Genomic DNA, 18,589 nt, shown 5'->3' with positions numbered 1-18,589 from the left:
CGAGATGCACACCTGTTGAACGCCATCATGCGGCGGCTGTAGAGACGACCGCGGAAAGAACCATGAACCCGGCAGTGGATCACTTTTGTCTATCGGGGTTGACATCGTGCCCGCGATTAAAGAACGGGCGACTAGTTATCCATCTCCCTCACCCGCCGCGCATAGAGCCGCCGCAGCGGCTCGAGCTGTGTCGCCGCAGTCGCTGCCTGATACGCCTCGCACGCTTCATCCTTGCGCCCCACCCGCCGCAGCAAATCCGCGCGCACTGCGGGCAGCAGCTCATAGCCGCGGAGCCCGCCTCGGGCGCTGATCGCATCGACGAGATCGAGCGCACGTGCCGGCCCATCGACCATCGACAGCGCGGCAGCGTGGTTGAGCTCGATCACCGGAGAGGGACTGATGCGCAGCAGCACCTCATAGAGCCCGGCGATCTGCCGCCAGTCGGTCTGCTCGAAGCTCGGCGCACGCGCATGCAGCGCGGCGATCGCGGCCTGCACAGCATAAGGCTGCGGCCGTCCGGGCACGCGCAGCGCATCCTCGACCAGGCGCAGGCCCTCCTCGATCTGCCTGCGGTCCCACAGCATGCGGTCCTGCTCCTCGAGCAGCACGATATCGCCGGCCGCGGTCTCGCGTCCGGCGCGGCGCGCATCGTGCAGCAGCATCAGGGCCAGCAGGCCCTTGATGCCGCCGCGATCCGGCATCAGCCGATCAAGCAAGCGGCCGAGCCGGATCGCTTCAGTTGCAAGATCAGGCCGCATCAGATCCGCGCCCTCGGTCGCGACATAACCTTCGGTGAAGACCAGATAGATCACGGCGAGCACGCCATCGAGCCGCGGCGCCAGCGTGTCGCGCTCGGGCACCTCGTAGGGGATGCCGGCGAGCCTGATCTTCTGCTTGGCGCGGACCAGCCGCTGCGCCATTGCCTCCTCGCCCACGAGAAAGGCGCGCGCGACCTGCGTGGTCGACAGCCCGCAGACCGTGCGCAGCGTCAGCGCGACCCGGACTTCGGGCGCGAAGGCCGGATGGCAACAGGTGAAGATCAGCCGCAGCATATCGTCGTCGAGCATTGTCGCCGGCTCGTCGACTGTTTGCGCATTGAGCTCGATCTCGTGCACGAGCACCTGCTGCTTGCCGCGGAAGATAGCCTGGCGCCTGACACGATCGATCGCCTTGTGCCTGGCGACATTGACCAGCCAGGCGCGCGGATTGTCGGGGACCTCGCACGCCGCCCAGCGTTCCAGCGCGACGGCAAAAGCATCCTGAAGCGCGTCCTCGGCGAGATCGAAATCGCCGACGAGGCGGATCAGCGTGGCCAGCGCCCGCCCCGCCTCATCGCGGAAGATTTTGTCGATCTCGCCAGGGGTCATGCGGCGACGCGCGGCCCGGCCGTCACTTGTCGTAGACCCAGATCGGCCGCACCTCGATCGAACCGACGCGCGCGCTCGGAATCCGCGCCGCGATCTCGATCGCGGCGTCGAGATCCTTGGCCTCGATCAGATAGTAGCCGCCGAGCTGCTCGCGGGTCTCCGCAAACGGTCCATCGGTCGTCAGCATCTTGCCGTCGCGCACACGCACCGTCGTCGCGGTCGTGGTCGGCCGCAGCCGATCGCCGGCCTTGAAATTGCCGTTCCGGATGATGGATTGCGTGAAGGCTTCATACTCCGCCGACATCTTCTGGCTGGTTCCCGTGTCAATCTTCGCGTACTCGGCCTCGTTCTGGTAGATCATCAGCAGATATTGCATCGCTTCACTCCTGTTGTTCGGCTGTGTCGCCGACATCCAGTCGATCGGGGCACGCAGCAAACGACATCTTCAGGATAAATTATTTCGGGCGGATCGTGGGCCGCGATATCGGCTTGACGAAACCGTCACAAATGCCCCATGCGTTGTCAGTCAGTCGGCCGGACGGCCGCTCCGGCAGGTGCCGAAAGGCCGCCGGGGAGGAAAGTCCGGGCTCCCTTGACATACGGTGCCGGATAACGTCCGGCGGGGGCGACCCCAGGGAAAGTGCCACAGAGAACGAACCGCCCGCCTTCGTCCCTACGGGGCTTTGGCGCGGCAAGCCCTCGGGCCTGCCGCGTCGTAGCAGCGAACGCTGCGTAGACGGGTAAGGGTGAAAAGGTGCGGTAAGAGCGCACCGCGGGTCCGGCAACGGAGCCGGCATGGCAAACCCCACCGGGAGCAAAACCGAATAGGGACAGCGTAGCGGGCTGTTCGCGCAAGCGATAACGCCGCGGGGCGATGTCAGGCCCGCCGTCCGGGTAGGTTGCTCGAGGCCATGTGTAAACATGGTCCCAGAGGAATGGCCGTCACGTATCGTTCGCGCAAGCGGACGGTGCCTTACAGAACCCGGCTTACAGGCCGGCTGATATCTTGCAACGAGGGGTTCGATGCTGACCGCATCGAACCCCTCACCACTTTCAGGAACGCCTCAACGTCGCCGCGCTTCAGGCCGCGCGCGTGTCCGCTTTTACCAGCACCGGCGCAAGCTCGTCCGCCTCACGCCGCTGCTTGCTCACTTCAAAACCGTGCATGCCGATCTGCCATTGCAGCCCGACGATGGCGCCCTTGGTCGGCTGCAGCAACGCGAGCGAGGCGAACAGCGTCACCGGCAACCACACCACGAGTTGCAGCCAGACCGCCGGCGCATACGCGGTCTCGACCGCGAGGATCGCGGGGACCACGAGATGGCCGACCACGACGATCACGAGATAGGCGGGAAAGTCATCGGCGCGCTGGTGGAACAGCTCCTCGCCGCAATGATCGCAGCTGTTTGCGACCTTCAGGAAACGGCCGAACAGATGGCCTTTGCGGCAGTTCGGGCACTTGCCGCGAAAGCCGCGCCACATCGCCTTCGCCAGAGAGACTGAATCGGCCGCCATGACCCACCTCTTCCTTTTCGACAATCCATACAATAATATCTTGCATCCATACATTCAAAGGATAAGGGCTTAATTGCATGGATTGGAGCCCGACAATCTCGGAGCTATCAGGGCCGCGCTACCAGCGCATCGTCGAGGCCATGGAGGCCGACATCGCCGCCGGCCGGCTCGTGCGTGGCCAGCAACTGCCGACGCAGCGCGCGCTGGCAAAGGCGCTCGACGTCGACCTCACCACGGTGACGCGCGCCTACACCGAGGCGCGGCGTCGCGGAATCATGGAGGCGCGGGTCGGACAGGGCTCGTTCGTGTCGGAGACCAGCGCGCGCCGCGCGGTCGATCTGCCGCATCCCGTCGCGATCGATCTTTCGATGAACGTGCCGCCGCATCCGCTGGAGGCGCAGCTCGACGAGCGCATCATCGCCGGGATGGAAACGATCCGCGCGCAATCGGGCCTGACGGCGTATCTCAACTATCAGCCGCCCGGCGGCAGCGCGCATGAGCGCGAGGTCGCCGCGCGCTGGATGCGCGCACGGGTACCGCACGCGCATGCCGGCAGGCTGGTGATCTTTCCCGGCACGCAGACGATCCTGTTCAACTTGCTCGCCCATCTGGCGCGGCCCGGCGACATCGTGCTGACGGAGGCGCTCACATTCCCCGGCATCAAGGCCGCAGCAGCGCGGCTCGGCATCAAGCTCGTCGGCGTCGCCATGGATGATGGCGGTATCCTGCCCGATGCGCTGGCAAAGGCGTGCCGCACGCACAAGCCGAAGGCCGTCTATCTCATTCCGACACTGCACAATCCGACCACGGCGACGCTTGCCGCCGAGCGGCGCAGTGCGATCGCAAAGATCATCGGCGATACCGACACGATCCTGATCGAGGACGACGCCTACGGCCTGCTCGACCGCTCGGCATCGCCAATCGCCAATCTCATTCCCGAGCGGTCTTATCTTGCGACCACGATGTCAAAATGCATCGCGCCGGCGCTCCGCGTTGCCTATCTGGTGACGCCCGACAGCGAGGCGCAGCGGGAGATGCGGACATATTTGCAGGCGACCGTGCAGATGCCGGCGCCGCTGATGGTCGCGCTGGTGACGCATTGGATCGAAAGCGGCATTGCCGATCGTATCATCACCGCCATCCGGAGCGAGGCGGTCGGCCGTCAGCAGCTCGCGCAGCGCGCATTGAAAGGCTTCCAGTTCCTGGCCAAGCCCGCGGCGCATCATCTGTGGCTGCGGCTGCCTGAGGACCGGCCCGATGTCGCGGCGCATCTGTTGCGAAACGGACTTGCGGTCGTCGCCGGCAATGCCTTCACAATCGATGGGACACCGCCGCATGCGGCGCGCGTCTCCCTGGGCGCGGCACGCAACAGGTCAGAATTGACGGAAGCGCTACGCATCCTGGTCGGCGCGCTGCAGAAGCCCGCCGACACCAGACAGATCGTCTAGATCATCGACGATGACGGCGATGGGTCGAGCGCACGACCGGCGCCCCAGGCGACGGATAGGCCTGCAAAGCATACGCATCGCTGGGCGTGCCCTGCTGGCCGAGAGCCGCACGCGCCGCAGGCGTGAGCTGGCCGCCATTCAGCACGTCGCGGTCGGGATGAGCTGCCTGATAGGCCGCAGGCTCGGAAAGCTGCGCCTGGGCCATTGTCGGCATCAGCGCCGCCGCCAACAGCGCGGCCGCAGCGGCGATTTCAGTGCGGGTCATGATCATTCTCCATCATCGCATTCGGGACCGACCGATCCGAGCGCAGGATGGCGGCGGGGCCCCCGATTTGAAGTACGACCGTCATGTAGGCGTGTCTTTCGCGAACGCCCGGCGCCGCAGATCACGCTTGCGTGCAGGGCGGATTGACTTGCACAGCAGCAAGCATGCTATGCGGGCGACGGCGATCAACAGTTCGAGATCGCCCCGGCGACGAGGACATTCCGTTGGAAACGCTCACCTACGCGCTGCTGCTGCTCGGCGCATTGGCCGGCGGCTTCGTCTCGGGCCTGGCCGGGTTCGGCACGGCGCTGATGGCGCTCGGCATCTGGCTCTACGTGCTGCCGCCCTCGCTCGCGGTGCCACTGGTGTTGATCTGCTCCGTGATCGCGCAGACCTCAACGCTGCCCTCGATGTGGAAGAGCTTCGACCTCTCGCTGGTCTGGCCGTTCCTGATCGGCGGTCTCATCGGCGTACCGATCGGCACCATGCTGATCGCCTCGGCCGATCCAAAAGTGTTCAAGCTGAGCGTCGGCATTTTAATTCTGATGTTCTCGAGCGCGCTCTATCTGAACAAGAGGCCGCTCGCGATCAAATTCGGCGGCCGCCTCGCCGACGGCGCGATCGGCTTTGCCGGCGGTATTCTTGGCGGCCTCGCCGGGTTGTCCGGGCCGCTGCCGATCCTGTGGGCCAACATCCGCGGCTGGAACAAGCACGAACGGCGCGGCATCTTCCAGCTCTTCAATTTCACGGTGCTCGCGACAGCGCTGGTGCTGCAGACCGCATCGGGTCTCGTCGAGCTCAAAGTGGTCTGGCTCGCGCTGGTCGCGTTTCCGGGCACCTTGATCGGCGCCTGGGCCGGCGCGCGCGTCTATCACGCCCTCAATGACAAGCATTTCGGCGATGTCGTGCTCGGCCTGTTGTTCCTGTCGGGCCTGACCCTGGTCTGGAACAGCCTCGGCGCGCTCTAATTCTGCGTCTTCCTGGCAAGCGCCATGCCGCCGGCGACACCGACGCCGAGGACGTAGATCCAGCCCGGCGTGAAGTCGAACAAATGCGTGTTGAGCAGTGAGGTCAGCATGTTCTGCACCACGACCAGCAGGCCGATCCAAGAGGCCAGCCCCGCGCCGCGAAACAGCGAGAGATGCGCAAACCAGAGCGCGTAGAGGATCAGGACACCGACGATTCCCCACTGCACGGCCACGCTGAGGGTCTGATTGTGCGGGTTGCTGACGATCTCGCCGCGCAGCGGATCGATCTTCGCATCGGCGGCCACGCTTGCGAACAGGCCGCGGATCGAGCCGGTGCCGTGACCGACCAGCGGTGCATCGGCGATGAAGCGAAGGGACTTCCGCCAGTATTCCAGACGCGAGCCCATGCCGCTGACCTGACTGTCCTGCACGCTCGTCTCATAGTCGGCCTGAAATTTCGCAACCGTCGTCCGCAGATGCGGCGACACGCCAAAGAGCAGCACCGCCGACAGCGCCATCGCGCCGGCGGCAAGCAGCGCCGCACGCAGGCGCAGATACAGCAGCGCGAACAGCACCACCAGGATCGGCAGCGTCACCAGCGCCGTGCGCGAGACCACGACGAAGATCATGTTGGCGAGAAATCCGATCGCGAGCACCGCGAACAGCGCCGCGGTGGCGGCGCGGCGCTGTCGCAGCAGCGACACGACCGGATAGACCAGCGCGAGCACACAGAGCGCGAACTCCTGGCTCTGGTCGATATAGTTGCGCACCGCGATCCCGCTCTCGACCCTGAAAGGCCCACGCGACAGATAGAGCTTCAGCGAGAGTGCGGGGTCGATGGCGACGGCGAAGGAATAGAGCATCAAGGCCGTGCAGGACGCCAGGAAGGCGCAAAACACCCAATGGCCGTAGGGCCAGCGCTCGAACTGGTAGATCAGGAGCGGAATGACCAGCAGCTTCGCCACCGGCCCGATCGCGTGGATCCGTTCCGGCCACGGCGCATCCGACCAGAGCGTGCCCACGGCGGCGAGCGCGACCAGCGCGATCGGCAGCAGGCAGATCGGGCGCAGCAGCGACCGCGGAAACGCGCGGAGATCGACGAACGCGAAGGCGATCAGCCAGGGTATGAGCGCGAAGGTCAGCCCGGTCGTGGTCCACGGCAGCAGCAGAGCGATCAGCGCGACGAAGCGGGCCGGCGTGCGATAGCGCGCCGCCCAGATCGCGGCGAGCCATGACGCCGCCCGCGGCTCGTTCGTCACTCCGGTCATTGGCCCTTCTGCAGCCCACCATCCTCGACCGGCCGGCAAGTTAGCCGGAGCAGCCAGGATGGAACAAGCCACCGTTACGCAGGCTCGCGGGCGAGAGGCGCAATGGGCTCGGCGCTCTCCTGCTCTGGGGTCTTCTCCTTCGGCGCCGAAGTCAGGCGCTTCCTGAACTCGCGGCGCAGCAACCACAGGCTCAAACCCGCCTGCAATATTGTCGCCGCGACCGACAAATACCAGACGTACTCCATGCGAAAGCCCGGCCGCGTCGACAGCCAGATCGCCGGCAGTGAATAGGTGAACACGCGCGTCGCCGAGCTCAAGAGCACCGGCCTGGTGTTGCCAAGGGCCTGGAACATGCTCGAGCAGGTGAAGATCAGCCCCTGTGCGACCATGTTGAGCGAGATGATCCGCAGGAACAGGTAGGCGATGTCCATGGTCTCGCGGTCGTTCGAGAATCCGGCGAGCAGCAGCTCCGGCTTCACTTGCGCAAGGATCATGAAGCCGGTCATCACGATCGTGACGATCAAAGCGGCCTTGACGAAAGTTTCCCGCACGCGCGCAGCGTTGGCTGCGCCGACGTTCTGGCCTGCGATCGGTCCGGCCGCCAGCCCAACCGCAAGCGCCGGCATATTGATCAGGCCGAGCACGCGCTGCCCGATGCCGAAGCCGGCCTGCGCCGCCGCGCCGAAATCGCGCAGCACGTAATAGACCACCGCCATGAAGATGAACATCATCGCGAACTCGCCGCCGGCCGGCAGGCCGACATTGAGAATGCGCTTCAAATGGTGCGGCTGCGGGCGCCATTGCGCCGGATTGAAAGCGACATAGCGCTCGACCTTGCGGAAATACGCCAGCAGCACCAGCACGCCGATGGCGACCGCGATCGAGCTCGCCAGCCCCGCACCAGCGACCCCGAGCGCATGGCCGGTGCCCCAGCCCGTGATCAGGACCGGCGCCAGCACGATATTGATGGCCACAGCAAACGCCTGCACCAGCATGGTGGGACGCACGATACCGGTCGCGCGCAGCGCAGCCCCCATGACTTGGGTCGCGAACTGCAGCGCGAGCGCCGGCATGAACCACAACAGATAAGTGGTTCCGGCCTCGATCGTGGCCTGGTCCGCTGCGATCGAACGCATGTAGGCGCGCGACAGCGCGGCACCTGCGAGCAGGGTCAACAGTCCGAACAGCACCGACAGCACGATCGCCTGGTTGAAGATCAGGTTCGCATCCGGCCGGTCCTTGCGTCCCACGGCATGCGCGATCAGTGCCCCCGCGCCGACACCGAGCACCTGCATCAGCCCGTTGACGAGAAAGCCAGCATTGCCGGCCGCGGCGACGCCCGCCACGGCGGCATCGCCCAGGCCCGACACGAAGTACAGATCGACCAGTTGGCAGACCATGATCGATATCATGCCGGCCATGATCGGAGGTGCCATGGCCAGGATGTGTCTCACGATGGAGCCGTTCGTCAGGTCTTTCATCTCATTTCATCCTTGACGCATTCCTTGACGAATTCCTTGGCGGCGTGACAGCGGGACCTTCGCCCCGCTGCCGCCCCCCTCACTCCGCCGCTGCGACGCGCCCGAGCTCCACCACCTGGCGCTCGAACAGGCCGCGATAGATGCCTGCGGGCTTGCTCGCGAGCACGGCGTGGGTGCCCTGCTCGACGATCTCGCCGCGGTCGAACACCAGGATGCGATCGAGGCTGCGCACCGTCGACAGCCGGTGCGCGATCACGATCGAGGTGCGGCCCTTCATCAGCCGCTCCATCGCCTCCTGGATCAGCGCCTCCGATTCCGAATCGAGGCTCGACGTCGCCTCGTCCAGGATCAGCACCGGCGCATCCGCCAGGAACGCGCGCGCCAGCGCCACGCGCTGCCGCTCACCGCCCGACAGCTTCACGCCGCGCTCGCCGACCAGCGTGCCGTAGCCCTTCGGCAGGCGCAGGATGAAGTCGTGCGCGTTCGCAAGCCGCGCCGCCTGCTCGATCGCCTCGAGGCTGGCGCCGGGCCGGCCATAGGCGATGTTCTCGGCGAGCGAGCGGTGAAACAGGACCGGGTCCTGCTGCACGATCGCGATCTGGCTGCGCAGCGATTGCTGTGTGGCCAATGCGATGTCCTGCCCGTCGATCAGCACGCGGCCGCCGGTGACGTCGTAGAGCCGCTGCACCAGCTTGACGAAGGTGGTCTTGCCGGAGCCGGAGCGTCCGACGAGGCCGACGCGTTCACCAGCCCGGATCGTCACCGACAGCCCGTCATAGAGCGGCGCGCGATGGCCGCCATAATGGAACGTCACGTCGTCGAACACGATCTCGCCGCCCTCGATCGCGATCGGCCGCGCACCGGTTGCATCGGCGATGCCGATGGGCTCGGCATGGATCGCCACCAGCTCGTCCATGTCGTTGACCGAGCGCTGGAGGTTGTTGATGTGCATGCCGACGTCACGCAAATAGGCGTGGATGATGTAGTAGCTGGTCAGCACATAGGTCACGTCGCCAGGCGAGGCATGTCCCGACATCCACAACAGCACCGCGCCGCCGATCACGGACGTGCGGAGGCAGAGCAGCAGCGACAGCTGCGCCATGGCCGTGTAATTGTAGCGCAGCCAGGTCCGCCGCACCCGCACGCGCCATCGGTTGATGACGCGGCCGAGCCGCGTATCCTCGCGCGCTTCCGCGCCGAACGACTTCACCACCGCGTTGCACGTCAGGGCATCCGCAAGCGTGCCGCCGACCTTGGTGTCCCAGGCATTGGAGACTCGGGCGGCCGGCGCGATGTAGCGCGTCGAGAACACGACGGTGATGGTGACGTAGAAGAACGCGCCGACTGCGATCACCACGCCGAGCGAGGCCCAATGCATCCCAATCAGGACCATCGAGCCGATCAACACCAGCAGCGAGGGCGCCAACGCCATCAGGATGGTGTCGTTGAGCAGGTCGAGCGCCCACATGCCGCGCGTGATCTTGCGCACGGTGGAGCCCGCGAAGGAGTTTGCGTGCCAGTCGGTGGAGAAGCGCTGCACACGGATGAAGGCCTCCTGTGCGACGTCCGACATGGTCTTGAGCGTGAACGGCACGATCGCCTGCAGGCCGGCCAGCCGCAGCGCCACGGAGGCTGCGCCCAGCGCCACGATGGCGCCGAAGGCAACCAGGGCGGCATGCCGCGCATCGGGATCGGACGGGCCACGCGTCAGCGCATCGACCAGCCGGCCCGAGAAGACCGGCATGAACAGGTCGGCAATGGTCGCACCCAGCAGGCCGCCGGCCACGATCAGTCCCCGTCCCGGCTGCTTCAGCCAGTGCCGGAACACGAAGGGCAGCACCAGGCGGATCGCCGCGGGCTTTTTTGACAGAGCGGTCATGACATCATCCGGCCGCCTTTGGCGCGGGCCGGCTCCATCGATGGACGCAGGCCGGCCGCGAGGGCCGAGACGGCGTCACTTAAGGTTGGCTTTGACTTGGGAAAGAAAGCGATCGGGACGCTTGGTCGAAAACTTGGCCCAATCGAAACTGGCGGAGGAGGCCTCTAACAGGCCGCGTACATACCGAACCAGAACATCATCGAGCGCGGGCGTACGATCTGCGAATGCGACGAAATCATGCAAATCTCTCCCCGGCTCGAGTGAATGAGGTGCGCTTTATAGATGTGTCGTTCGCGACTTGCAACGGGGCTCGCGCGAGATCACGGATGAGTGTTGCAATTTGGTGCGCGCGGCCTTGGTGCGCTCCACAGCCGCCCCACCCTCCGCCGTCATGCTCCGCGAAAGGGGGCATCCAGTACGCCGCGGCGGATGTGGTGAGAGCGAGTTCACCAACGCCGGCCTCTGGATACTGGATCGCTCGGTCGAGGCCGGGCGATGACACCGCCTTTGTGGCTTGCCCGATTTGGGCAGCATCAATGCGCGTCGCCGCCGCCGGTCAGTGGGGCCGGCTTGCTCAGCAGCGTCACCAGCAGGGTGAGGCCGAGATAGAACAGCGTCAGCACGAAGAAGGCATCGCCGAAGCTCATCACCACGGCCTGGCGATGCACGAGCTGAGAGAGCTGCTTCATCGCCATCAACGTGGAATCGCCGAGCCCCTGGAACTTCTGCATGAACATGGTCAGGGTTTCGGTCGCGGTCGCATTGCCCCAGGTCACGCGCTCCTGGAGGCGGGTGATGTGCAGATCGGTGCGGTCGTTGAGCACGGTGTTGATGACGGCAAGGCCGAGCGCGCCGCCGAGATTGCGCATCAGGTTGAACAGGCCGCTCGCGTTCTTCACCTTGTCCGGCGCCAGCGTGCCGAGCGCGATGTTGTTGGTCGGCACCATCGCGAACATCATGCCGACGCCGCGCAGGATCTGCGGCACCAGCAGCTCGTAGAAATCGTAGTCGCGCGTGATCCAGGTCATCTGGTAGGAGCCGATCGCGAACACGATGAGGCCGAATGCGATCATGTAGCGCATGTCGAGCTTCACCATGAGGCGGCCGACCAGCGGCGCGACCAGGAACATGGTGATGCCGGAGACGAACATGGTCTCGCCGATCATCAGCGCGCTGTAGCCGCGCACCTCGGCGAGATAGCGCGGATAGATGTAGGTCAGGCCGTAGAGGCCGATGCCGATGCAGAATTGCAGGACGCAGCCGATCGCGAAATTGCGGTTGGAGAAGGTGCGCAAATTGACGATCGGCTCGGCCGCCGTGAAGACGCGCCAGAAGAAGGCGATCGCCGAGATGGCGCAGATCCAGGCGCAGATCGCCACCGAGGTGTCCTGCATCCATTCATATTGCGGGCCCTCCTCCAACACATATTCCAGCGTGCCGAGGAAGCCGGCCATGAACAGCAGACCCCACCAGTCGAAGCGGTCGAGCAACTCGAAATGCGGCTCGTCGAAATCGACCAGCGCCAGCACGCCGACGGTGATGCCGATTCCGGGCACGACGTTGATGAAGAACAGCCAGTTCCACGACATCAGGTCGGTGATGTAGCCGCCGACCGTGGGCCCGATGGTGGGGGCGAGCGTCGCGACCAGCCCGATGATCGGGCCGACGATGTGGAATTTGGTGCGCGGGAAGACGGTGTAGGCCGAGGCGAACACCGTCGGGATCATGCCGGCGCCGAGGAAGCCTTGCAGCGCGCGCCAGAGGATCATCTCCTCGATGGTGGTGGCGAAGCCGCAGAGCAGGCTCGAAGCAGTGAAGCCGGCCGCCGAGATCGCGAACAGCAGCCGCGTGCCGAAGGCGCGCGACAGGAAGCCCGACAGCGGGATCGCGATCACCTCGGCGATCAGATAGGCGGTCTGGACCCAGGAGACTTCGCTGGAGCTCGCCGACAGCCCGGCCTGGATCTCGCTCAGGGACGCCGAGACGATCTGGATGTCCAGGATCGACATGAACATCCCGAACACCATGATGATGAAGGCGAACAGCCGCTTCGGCGCGATGCGCTCCGAAGCGGGCGCCGCCATCATGGCGGGTGAAGCAGTCGTGGCGTCAGCCATGGTCCGACCTCGCAGCGTTTAGCGCGCGCCTACTGCGGATGGATCGCGGTGGGATCGTCGAGATCGACCTCGCTGTCGGCATCGGCCGCGCCCTTGTTGGTGTCGACGGTCGCATAGACCGACATGCCGGCACGGAGCAGGTTCTGCTTGGCCACCGACTTCGGCACGCGGATGCGGACCGGCACGCGCTGCACGATCTTGGTGAAGTTGCCGGTGGCATTGTCGGGCGGCAGCAGCGTGAACACCGAGCCCGCGCCCGCCGCGATGCTGTCGACGACACCGGAGAACTTGCGCATGCCGTAGGCGTCGACCTTGATCGTCACCGGCTGGCCGGGGCGGATGCGCTTGAGCTGCGTTTCCTTGAAATTGGCGTCGATATAGACGTCGTCGAGCGGCACGACGTTGCCGAGGCGCTGGCCGACCGCGACGAAGTCGCCGGCGCTGACCAGGCGATTGGAGAACGTGCCGTTGACCGGCGCACGCACCGCGGTGAAGCCGAGGTCGCGCTCGGCCTTGGCAAGCGTGGTCTTGAGTTCTGCGAGCTGGGCCTGGGCTTCGGCCTGTTGCGCCTTGGCGACATCGACATTGCTGACGGCGACGTCATAGGCGGCCTGCGCGGCCTTGACCGCGGCGGCGCCCTGGTCGCGTCCGGCTTCCGAGCTCTCGAAGGTGGCGCGCGAGGCAAACCCCTTGTTGCTCAGGGCCTGCTGGCGCTCATAGTCGAGATCGGCGCGCTTGAGGCCCGCTTCAGCCGAGACGAGTTGCGCCCTGGCCTGCGCCACCTGGCTGTCGAGCGCCGCGACCTGGCGGCCGATGCGATCGATGGTGGCCTGCTGGGTCGCGATCCTGGTCGCGGCGGCATCGACCGCGATCTTGTAATCACCGTCGTCGATGCGGAGCACGACGTCGCCGGCGCGCACCACCGTGTTGTCGCCGGCGAGGATTGCGGCGATGTGGCCGGAAACGCGCGCGCCCAGCATGGTGTTGTTGGCGCGGACATAGGCGTCATCGGTGGAGATGTAGAAGCGGCCGACCAGCGTGTAGTAGCCGGCATAGCTCGCGGCCGCGAGCGCCAGCACGAGGCCGACGCCCATCAGAACGAATTTGCGCTTGCCGGACTTCGGCGCGCCGGCGGCGGGCGCGTCCGGCGCGGGTGCGGCCGGCTTGTCGGTCACTGGCTTCTCCGGCGCCTCGCCGGTGCGGCGTTTGGCTTCGTCGACCAATTGAGCGCGCAATTGCTCGGCAGGGGGTGCGGAGCTCTCGATCGCAGCCTCACCACCCGCGTGCTCCTCCGTCGCTTGCTGGCGAAGGACGCGCGCAGCCTGGTCTCTCGATACGGCCATAAAGGCCTCCTCAAAAAAAGCGCGATCAAGGAAACGACAGGCGTGCGGCCTGCCCCCCTTTCGCTGTTCCAAATACCATTGACCGAACGGTTCGGTCAATATACATAATGATCCCGGCCGGGGACCCTACTGACGAGAATCCTTTATTCGGGTTTCATGGCCGCAGACCCGACTCAAAAACCTTCCGAGACCCTGAACCAATGGTTGTAGCCGGCCACGACGATCTGCACGTCCTCCAAGAGGAGGACGGCTCCAAACGTCGCCAGATCCTGGACGGTGCCCGCAAGGTGTTCATGGATCTCGGCTTCGACGGCGCCAGCATGGGCGAGATCGCGCGCGCGGCGCAGGTTTCCAAGGGCACGCTCTACGTCTACTTCGCCGACAAATCCGCGCTGTTCGAAGCCATCCTCGAGCAGGAGGCGCTCCAGCACGGCCAGGTCGTGTTCAATTTCGATCCCACGCGCGATGCCGAGACCACGCTGAAGGAGTTCGGCCGGGCCTATATCCATTTGCTCTGCCGGCCCGGCGGCGGGTCGGCGATCCGCACCGTGATGGCGATCGCCGAGCGCATGCCCGATGTCGGCCGCCGCTATTATGCGCGGGTGCTGGACAAGACCATCAACCGCCTCTCCGACTATCTCAAAGCCCATGTCGCCTCGGGCCATCTCGCGATCGACGATTGCGATCTTGCCGCCTCGCAGTTCATGGAGCTGTGCAAGGCCTCGCTCTTCCTGCCCTTCGTCTTCCAGGCCGCGCCCGCGCCGTCGGAAGAGCGCATGACCGAGGTGGTCGACAGCGCGACGCGGATGTTTCTGGCGGCGTATAAGGCGAAATAGCAGCGCGTTGCGCAGGCGGGTCGGGCAACCCTATATTGCGGCCATGTCCCGTGATCTTCGCCCGCCCGTCGATATCCTCCATTACGAGATCGTCCAGGAACAGGCCTCGGCGCTTGGACGGATGGGGCGCACACTCGAACAGGCGCTAACGCGGTTGCGCGAGTTCGATGCCGCGCACCCGTCCTCGGAGGCGCCGGCCTCGCTGCAACCGGCCAGGCGCAAGCTGGTGGCGGAAGCCGGCCAGGCGCTCTGGATGTTCGTGGTGCAGCGTGAGGCGACCGGCTTGCGCGACAGCCGCCATATCATGCGCACCTACAATGTCCCCGGCGAGGTGCAGCTCTGCATGGGGTTGGTCCCCGCACCGGCGAAGCGGAAGTAGATCCGTAGCCTCCCTGAGCGCAGCTACAAGAGCAACTGCTCCGTCTAATCGTCGGCGTAGTCGTCTTCCTCGCGCTTGTGCCCCGTGCTCTTGCGCGCACCGAGCGAGCCGGTCACGGAAGGCTCGCGCGCATTCGCGTACGGCCTGCGCGACTGCGCGCGCGAGGCGACCTCCTCGCCGGAGACGGCGGCGGGCTGGCAGATCAGGCGGCGGCTGGCACGGCGCATCAGATCGACGTGGATGTGATCGTAGTGATAGACGTTCGACCCCGGCGCGAGCACCGTGGTGAAATGCGCGCAGGCGCCGGACTGCACGTCGCGCAAAAATCCCTGCTCCTCTGGCATGCCGCGCCAGCCGTCCTTCACGGTGACGCGGCGGCCGTCGGCGAGCACGAAGGCGGCAATGTCGAGCGCGTTGCCGAAGGCGTGTTCGGAGATGTGAGAATGCGGATTGCCGTTCATGCCGCGACAGGAATAGGCGGAGATCTGCTTGATCTCGGCGACGCGGACGCCGAACCAGCGCATCGCCGATGGCTGCACCGTGTCGGCGAGCCAGCGGTCGAGCTCGGACACGATCGGACAGGCGAGCGTCGCGGTCGGCTTGATCGCAACCGGACCGACGGCCGTGACGGGATTGCCCTGCGCCGGGCCAAGGCGCGGCGGCGGCTGCTGGGCAGGCGCCTGCGAGTAAGGTGCAGGCCGCGCCGGATAGCTCGGCGAATTCATGTAGCGCGCCGCGCCCGCGGCATCGGTGCCATCGGGCGGCAGGTCGATCTCGTCCTCCTGCGCCGCCACGCCGGGCGCGTTCAGTGACACCGGCCCGCTTGAGCTGCCATAGCCGGAGGGTTGGCGCACCGCGCTTTCGGGATAGTTCGATCGTTGCGGATAGGACGATGCCGGATAATTCTGGCTCTGAGGGTAATTCGACCGCGGCTGCGTCACCGGCCAGCGTGGCTGGCCGCCGATGCTGCCCGGCGGGCGCAGCTCCTCGTCGGCAAAGCCGTAACTGCTCGAGGCTTCGCCGATGGCGGCGACCTTGAGCGGAAACTCGGCGCCGCACATGCCGGGCCCGGAGATCGGATCGATGCGGACGAGATCCGGCCCCTCTTTCACCGCGCCCGATTTCAGGCATGCGGCTTCGGCCTCGGCCCGCCACGGTTCGCGTTCGGCCTGGAAGAAGCCGCGTCCGCAACCCGCTAGCGAAACAAGGACGATGGAGCCGACGAGATACAAACGAACTCCGCGCGTCATGCACGCACGTTCGGTGAATTTACTTAAAGACTCTTCAACACGTTGATTTCAGAGTTCTTTAACCATACGGCCCGCGCGCGCCGGGCGCCGGCTGAACTGAGCGACAACAAGGCTGACTTTTTCGCGAGGAGACTTTCTGTTAACCATAATGCCAGCGCGCAAAGCGGCGCGCATGGACGGAGCGACCTCATGACGTTCGCCGGGAGACTGAGCCTAGTCACCGCGTACCTCGCCATGGCGTTCGTTGGCGCCATCGTGCTCGGCATGATCTAGCGACTTCACTCACCACATCACGACCCCTCTTGAGCGCGCGCCTCGTCCTTCGAGACGACCGCTTCGCGGTCTCCTCAGGATGAGGCTCAGCAGCGTCACGCCTGTTGAAACGCCGCCGCACACTCCGCCCTCATCCTGAGGGCCCGCCATAGGCGGGCATCTCGAATGATGGCCGCAGGCAACGCTCTCTTAGGCGACGCCCTTCCAAAGAAGGCTACGACCGCGCACTCCATTGCCGCGACGTCGTGAGCATTTGCTCTCGCGGCGCCTCGATCCGCGTCCAGTCGTTGCCGGAGCACCAGAAACGGCCGAGCGCACAGGCTTCGACGTGGAGCCGGCCGGAGCTCTTCAGCGTCATGGTGGCGTAATAGGTGTTGCCGCTGGAGCGGCTGTAGATGTTGCCGGTCCAGACGTCGTGCGACTTCGGCTTCATGTTGACGAGCACGCTCTCGCCGCGGCTCGACGCCTCCGTCAGCGCGTAACCGCACAGTGCGGGGCCACAGCGTTCGATGCGGACCGTGCCCTTGGCGCCGGGGCTCTCCCATTCGCCAAGTGGCATATAGGCCGGCTCCTCGTCGCTGCGCTGTGCGACCGTTGCGGTCTGCTTGATCTCGGAACTCGGGAAGGGCGGCGGCTCCATGCGCGGCGGATCGAGCGTAACGATCTTCGGCGGATCCATTCGCGGCAGGTCGACCCGCGGCGGATTGAGGCTCGGCGCGACGAGAGTCGGCGTCTCGACCCCAGTTGGCGGCGGGACAATGGGCTGCGACGTCGTCGCGGCGACAACAGGGCCGCTCGGCGCCGGTGGCGGCACGACAACGGTTGCTTGCGCCGGTCGGACCGGAGCTGCGGGATAGGCCGGCTGCAGCGGTGCGACCGCAGGCGGCGCGGCTGATGTCGTGTTGACATCCTCTGTCGGTCGAAGGCTGCGGCTGGACACCGAAACACACGAAGCCGACCGGCAATTGCGCGGCGACTCGACGTGGAACCGGTGACCGCCGATCGAGAGGGAATAGGACCCGGCCACGGCCGCGGGCGTGATCGCCATCAGTGCGATCAAGGCGCCAAGCGAAGTCGCAAGCCGTTTCATCCACACCTCCCTGAGTGTCGCCACGAGCTTGCGCAGAGGCGATGCCGCTGAATGTGCGCTGCCTCACCCAGACGGCGCGCATTGTTGTGACCCCCATCACAGAACACCCGGCCGGTCCGGCGTAGGGTCGAACCACGCTTCATCCACCAGCGACTTCAGTCCATCGGGACCACGTCATTTTTCGGAGGTTGTCATGAACAAGCTCACCATCGCCGCCACCGCGCTCTTCCTGGCGTCCACCGCAGCCGCCCATGCCGGCGGCAACACGATCTCGTTCCAGATCGAGGGCCAGCACATCCGCATCGAGACGCCGCGCAACTGCGCCTCGCTCAACTGCGTGACCATCGTGGCACCGGGCCTGTCGGACAAGCCGATCAAGCTGAACAACATCAACCTGAAAGGCCTGGGCGGCTCCAAGGACGATGACGATACCACGCCAAGCACCACGACTGCGCAGCCTGCGCCGGCTCCGGTGCAGCAGCCGCCGGTGCAGCAGGCGCCAGCGCAGGCGACCGCGCCGGCCGCGCCCGCCGTCACGGCTCCCGCCGCTCCGACCGCGACAGTTGCTGCCGCGCCGTCGGCCGGCTTTGACGCCAATACGCAGCCGGCGCCCGTCGCGGCTCCTGCTCCCGCACCCGCGCCGGTCGCAGTTGCTCCGGCCCCTGTGGCCGCCGCGCCTGTGGTGGTTGCCAGCACGCCGATCGGCGTTTGGGCGACCGAAGAGAACAAGGGCAATGTCCGCGTCGAGCAGTGCGGCACCAATCTCTGCGGCTATGCCGTGAAGACCAATGCGCGCATCCTGATCAACATGAAGCCAGAGGGCTCGAAGTGGAGCGGCCGCATCCACGATCCCGACTCCGGCCGCAATTACGACTCGACCATCGCGATGAAGGGCCCGAATGCGATGCGCGTGCAGGGCTGCGCCTTCGGCGGCATGTTCTGCGGAGGCCAGACCTGGAAGCGCGTGAGCTGACATTATCTCCGTCATCCCGGGCGATGCGAAGCATCGACCCGGGATCTCTCGCGACAGCCTCACTCTATCCCCTCACCCTGAGGAGCCTGCATCGCAGGCGTCTCGAAGGGCGAGGCCCGGATCGACAGCGGAGCCGG

Annotated in this window: 17 protein-coding genes and 1 other RNA gene; 7 read left to right on the top strand and 11 right to left on the bottom strand. The window is 65.8% G+C overall.

Annotated features, from left to right (window positions below; genetic code table 11):
- Positions 1-131 precede the first annotated feature (131 nt).
- A complete protein-coding gene (locus tag CV770_RS29320) occupies positions 132-1,367 on the bottom strand; it encodes an RNA polymerase sigma factor (RefSeq protein ID WP_104464851.1) in 1,236 nt (411 codons plus the stop codon).
- Positions 1,368-1,389: 22 nt separating this feature from the next.
- Complete coding sequence (locus tag CV770_RS29315; protein ID WP_026202052.1) at positions 1,390-1,743, bottom strand: YciI family protein; 354 nt, start codon at positions 1,741-1,743, stop codon at positions 1,390-1,392.
- A gap of 150 nt (positions 1,744-1,893) precedes the next feature.
- Here CV770_RS29315 and rnpB point away from each other — a divergent pair.
- Positions 1,894-2,373: RNase P RNA component class A (rnpB, locus tag CV770_RS29310), an RNA gene on the top strand.
- Between the two features lie 74 nt (positions 2,374-2,447).
- Here the strand turns inward: rnpB and CV770_RS29305 are convergent.
- Positions 2,448-2,882, bottom strand: coding sequence for a DUF983 domain-containing protein (locus tag CV770_RS29305; protein WP_104464850.1), 435 nt, complete (start codon positions 2,880-2,882; stop codon positions 2,448-2,450).
- Between the two features lie 77 nt (positions 2,883-2,959).
- Between CV770_RS29305 and CV770_RS29300 the strand changes: the two genes are divergently transcribed.
- On the top strand, positions 2,960-4,330 hold the full coding sequence (locus CV770_RS29300) for an aminotransferase-like domain-containing protein (RefSeq protein ID WP_104464849.1): 1,371 nt from the start codon (positions 2,960-2,962) through the stop codon (positions 4,328-4,330).
- A 1-nt stretch (position 4,331) separates the two neighbouring features.
- On the opposite strand, the gene CV770_RS29295 is transcribed toward CV770_RS29300, so the two are convergent.
- Positions 4,332-4,595, bottom strand: coding sequence for a hypothetical protein (locus CV770_RS29295; RefSeq protein WP_165637551.1), 264 nt, complete (start codon positions 4,593-4,595; stop codon positions 4,332-4,334).
- 224 nt (positions 4,596-4,819) lie between these two features.
- Here CV770_RS29295 and CV770_RS29290 point away from each other — a divergent pair, with 224 nt between their 5' ends.
- Positions 4,820-5,563 (top strand): sulfite exporter TauE/SafE family protein, encoded by a 744-nt coding sequence (locus CV770_RS29290; RefSeq protein ID WP_038947689.1) that lies wholly within the window; start codon positions 4,820-4,822, stop codon positions 5,561-5,563.
- On the opposite strand, the gene CV770_RS29285 is transcribed toward CV770_RS29290, so the two are convergent.
- The 5 genes from CV770_RS29285 to CV770_RS29265 form a co-directional block, all read right to left on the bottom strand.
- Positions 5,560-6,831 carry an O-antigen ligase family protein gene (locus CV770_RS29285; protein WP_104464848.1) on the bottom strand — a complete coding sequence of 424 codons (1,272 nt, stop codon included), beginning with the start codon at positions 6,829-6,831 and terminating at the stop codon, positions 5,560-5,562. The two genes, CV770_RS29290 and CV770_RS29285, sit on opposite strands and share 4 nt — an antisense overlap.
- Before the next feature lie 74 nt (positions 6,832-6,905).
- A complete protein-coding gene (locus CV770_RS29280; protein ID WP_104464847.1) occupies positions 6,906-8,312 on the bottom strand; it encodes an MATE family efflux transporter in 1,407 nt (468 codons plus the stop codon).
- A gap of 79 nt (positions 8,313-8,391) precedes the next feature.
- Entirely contained in the window at positions 8,392-10,191 is a 1,800-nt protein-coding gene (locus CV770_RS29275) for an ABC transporter ATP-binding protein (protein WP_201760097.1), read from the bottom strand.
- A 533-nt stretch (positions 10,192-10,724) separates the two neighbouring features.
- Positions 10,725-12,308 carry a DHA2 family efflux MFS transporter permease subunit gene (locus CV770_RS29270; RefSeq protein ID WP_104464845.1) on the bottom strand — a complete coding sequence of 528 codons (1,584 nt, stop codon included), beginning with the start codon at positions 12,306-12,308 and terminating at the stop codon, positions 10,725-10,727.
- A 29-nt stretch (positions 12,309-12,337) separates the two neighbouring features.
- Positions 12,338-13,651, bottom strand: coding sequence for an HlyD family secretion protein (locus CV770_RS29265; RefSeq protein ID WP_104464844.1), 1,314 nt, complete (start codon positions 13,649-13,651; stop codon positions 12,338-12,340).
- A 200-nt stretch (positions 13,652-13,851) separates the two neighbouring features.
- On the opposite strand from CV770_RS29265, the gene CV770_RS29260 reads away from it, so the two are divergent.
- Complete coding sequence (locus CV770_RS29260; protein WP_104464843.1) at positions 13,852-14,487, top strand: TetR/AcrR family transcriptional regulator; 636 nt, start codon at positions 13,852-13,854, stop codon at positions 14,485-14,487.
- A gap of 43 nt (positions 14,488-14,530) precedes the next feature.
- Positions 14,531-14,866: a DUF6665 family protein gene (locus CV770_RS29255; RefSeq protein ID WP_104464842.1), complete on the top strand. Its 336-nt coding sequence runs from the start codon at positions 14,531-14,533 to the stop codon at positions 14,864-14,866.
- A 44-nt stretch (positions 14,867-14,910) separates the two neighbouring features.
- On the opposite strand, the gene CV770_RS29250 is transcribed toward CV770_RS29255, so the two are convergent.
- Positions 14,911-16,116 (bottom strand): extensin family protein, encoded by a 1,206-nt coding sequence (locus CV770_RS29250; protein WP_091961793.1) that lies wholly within the window; start codon positions 16,114-16,116, stop codon positions 14,911-14,913.
- 42 nt (positions 16,117-16,158) lie between these two features.
- On the opposite strand from CV770_RS29250, the gene CV770_RS42220 reads away from it, so the two are divergent.
- On the top strand, positions 16,159-16,389 hold the full coding sequence (locus CV770_RS42220; protein ID WP_161500038.1) for a hypothetical protein: 231 nt from the start codon (positions 16,159-16,161) through the stop codon (positions 16,387-16,389).
- A gap of 214 nt (positions 16,390-16,603) precedes the next feature.
- Here the strand turns inward: CV770_RS42220 and CV770_RS29240 are convergent, their stop codons facing one another.
- Positions 16,604-17,479: a DUF2147 domain-containing protein gene (locus tag CV770_RS29240; protein ID WP_104464854.1), complete on the bottom strand. Its 876-nt coding sequence runs from the start codon at positions 17,477-17,479 to the stop codon at positions 16,604-16,606.
- A 193-nt stretch (positions 17,480-17,672) separates the two neighbouring features.
- On the opposite strand from CV770_RS29240, the gene CV770_RS29235 reads away from it, so the two are divergent.
- Positions 17,673-18,452, top strand: coding sequence for a DUF2147 domain-containing protein (locus CV770_RS29235; RefSeq protein WP_104464841.1), 780 nt, complete (start codon positions 17,673-17,675; stop codon positions 18,450-18,452).
- Positions 18,453-18,589: the final 137 nt, after the last annotated feature.

This window comes from Bradyrhizobium sp. AC87j1 (assembly GCF_002936975.1).
Lineage (GTDB): Bacteria > Pseudomonadota > Alphaproteobacteria > Rhizobiales > Xanthobacteraceae > Bradyrhizobium > Bradyrhizobium shewense.
This window is presented reverse-complemented; position numbering and strand designations above follow the sequence as displayed.

Coding starts and splice junctions, on each gene's coding strand:
- CV770_RS29235 (WP_104464841.1), top strand. CDS start 17,673: ATGAACAAGCTCACCATCGCCGCCACCGCGCTCTTCCTGGCGTCCACC.
- CV770_RS29270 (WP_104464845.1), bottom strand. CDS start 12,308: ATGGCTGACGCCACGACTGCTTCACCCGCCATGATGGCGGCGCCCGCT.
- CV770_RS29295 (WP_165637551.1), bottom strand. CDS start 4,595: ATGACCCGCACTGAAATCGCCGCTGCGGCCGCGCTGTTGGCGGCGGCG.
- CV770_RS29320 (WP_104464851.1), bottom strand. CDS start 1,367: ATGACCCCTGGCGAGATCGACAAAATCTTCCGCGATGAGGCGGGGCGG.
- CV770_RS29255 (WP_104464842.1), top strand. CDS start 14,531: ATGTCCCGTGATCTTCGCCCGCCCGTCGATATCCTCCATTACGAGATC.
- CV770_RS29265 (WP_104464844.1), bottom strand. CDS start 13,651: ATGGCCGTATCGAGAGACCAGGCTGCGCGCGTCCTTCGCCAGCAAGCG.
- CV770_RS29315 (WP_026202052.1), bottom strand. CDS start 1,743: ATGCAATATCTGCTGATGATCTACCAGAACGAGGCCGAGTACGCGAAG.
- CV770_RS29250 (WP_091961793.1), bottom strand. CDS start 16,116: ATGACGCGCGGAGTTCGTTTGTATCTCGTCGGCTCCATCGTCCTTGTT.
- CV770_RS29285 (WP_104464848.1), bottom strand. CDS start 6,831: ATGACCGGAGTGACGAACGAGCCGCGGGCGGCGTCATGGCTCGCCGCG.
- CV770_RS29280 (WP_104464847.1), bottom strand. CDS start 8,312: ATGAAAGACCTGACGAACGGCTCCATCGTGAGACACATCCTGGCCATG.
- CV770_RS29240 (WP_104464854.1), bottom strand. CDS start 17,479: ATGAAACGGCTTGCGACTTCGCTTGGCGCCTTGATCGCACTGATGGCG.
- CV770_RS29260 (WP_104464843.1), top strand. CDS start 13,852: ATGGTTGTAGCCGGCCACGACGATCTGCACGTCCTCCAAGAGGAGGAC.
- CV770_RS29275 (WP_201760097.1), bottom strand. CDS start 10,191: ATGACCGCTCTGTCAAAAAAGCCCGCGGCGATCCGCCTGGTGCTGCCC.
- CV770_RS29305 (WP_104464850.1), bottom strand. CDS start 2,882: ATGGCGGCCGATTCAGTCTCTCTGGCGAAGGCGATGTGGCGCGGCTTT.
- CV770_RS29300 (WP_104464849.1), top strand. CDS start 2,960: ATGGATTGGAGCCCGACAATCTCGGAGCTATCAGGGCCGCGCTACCAG.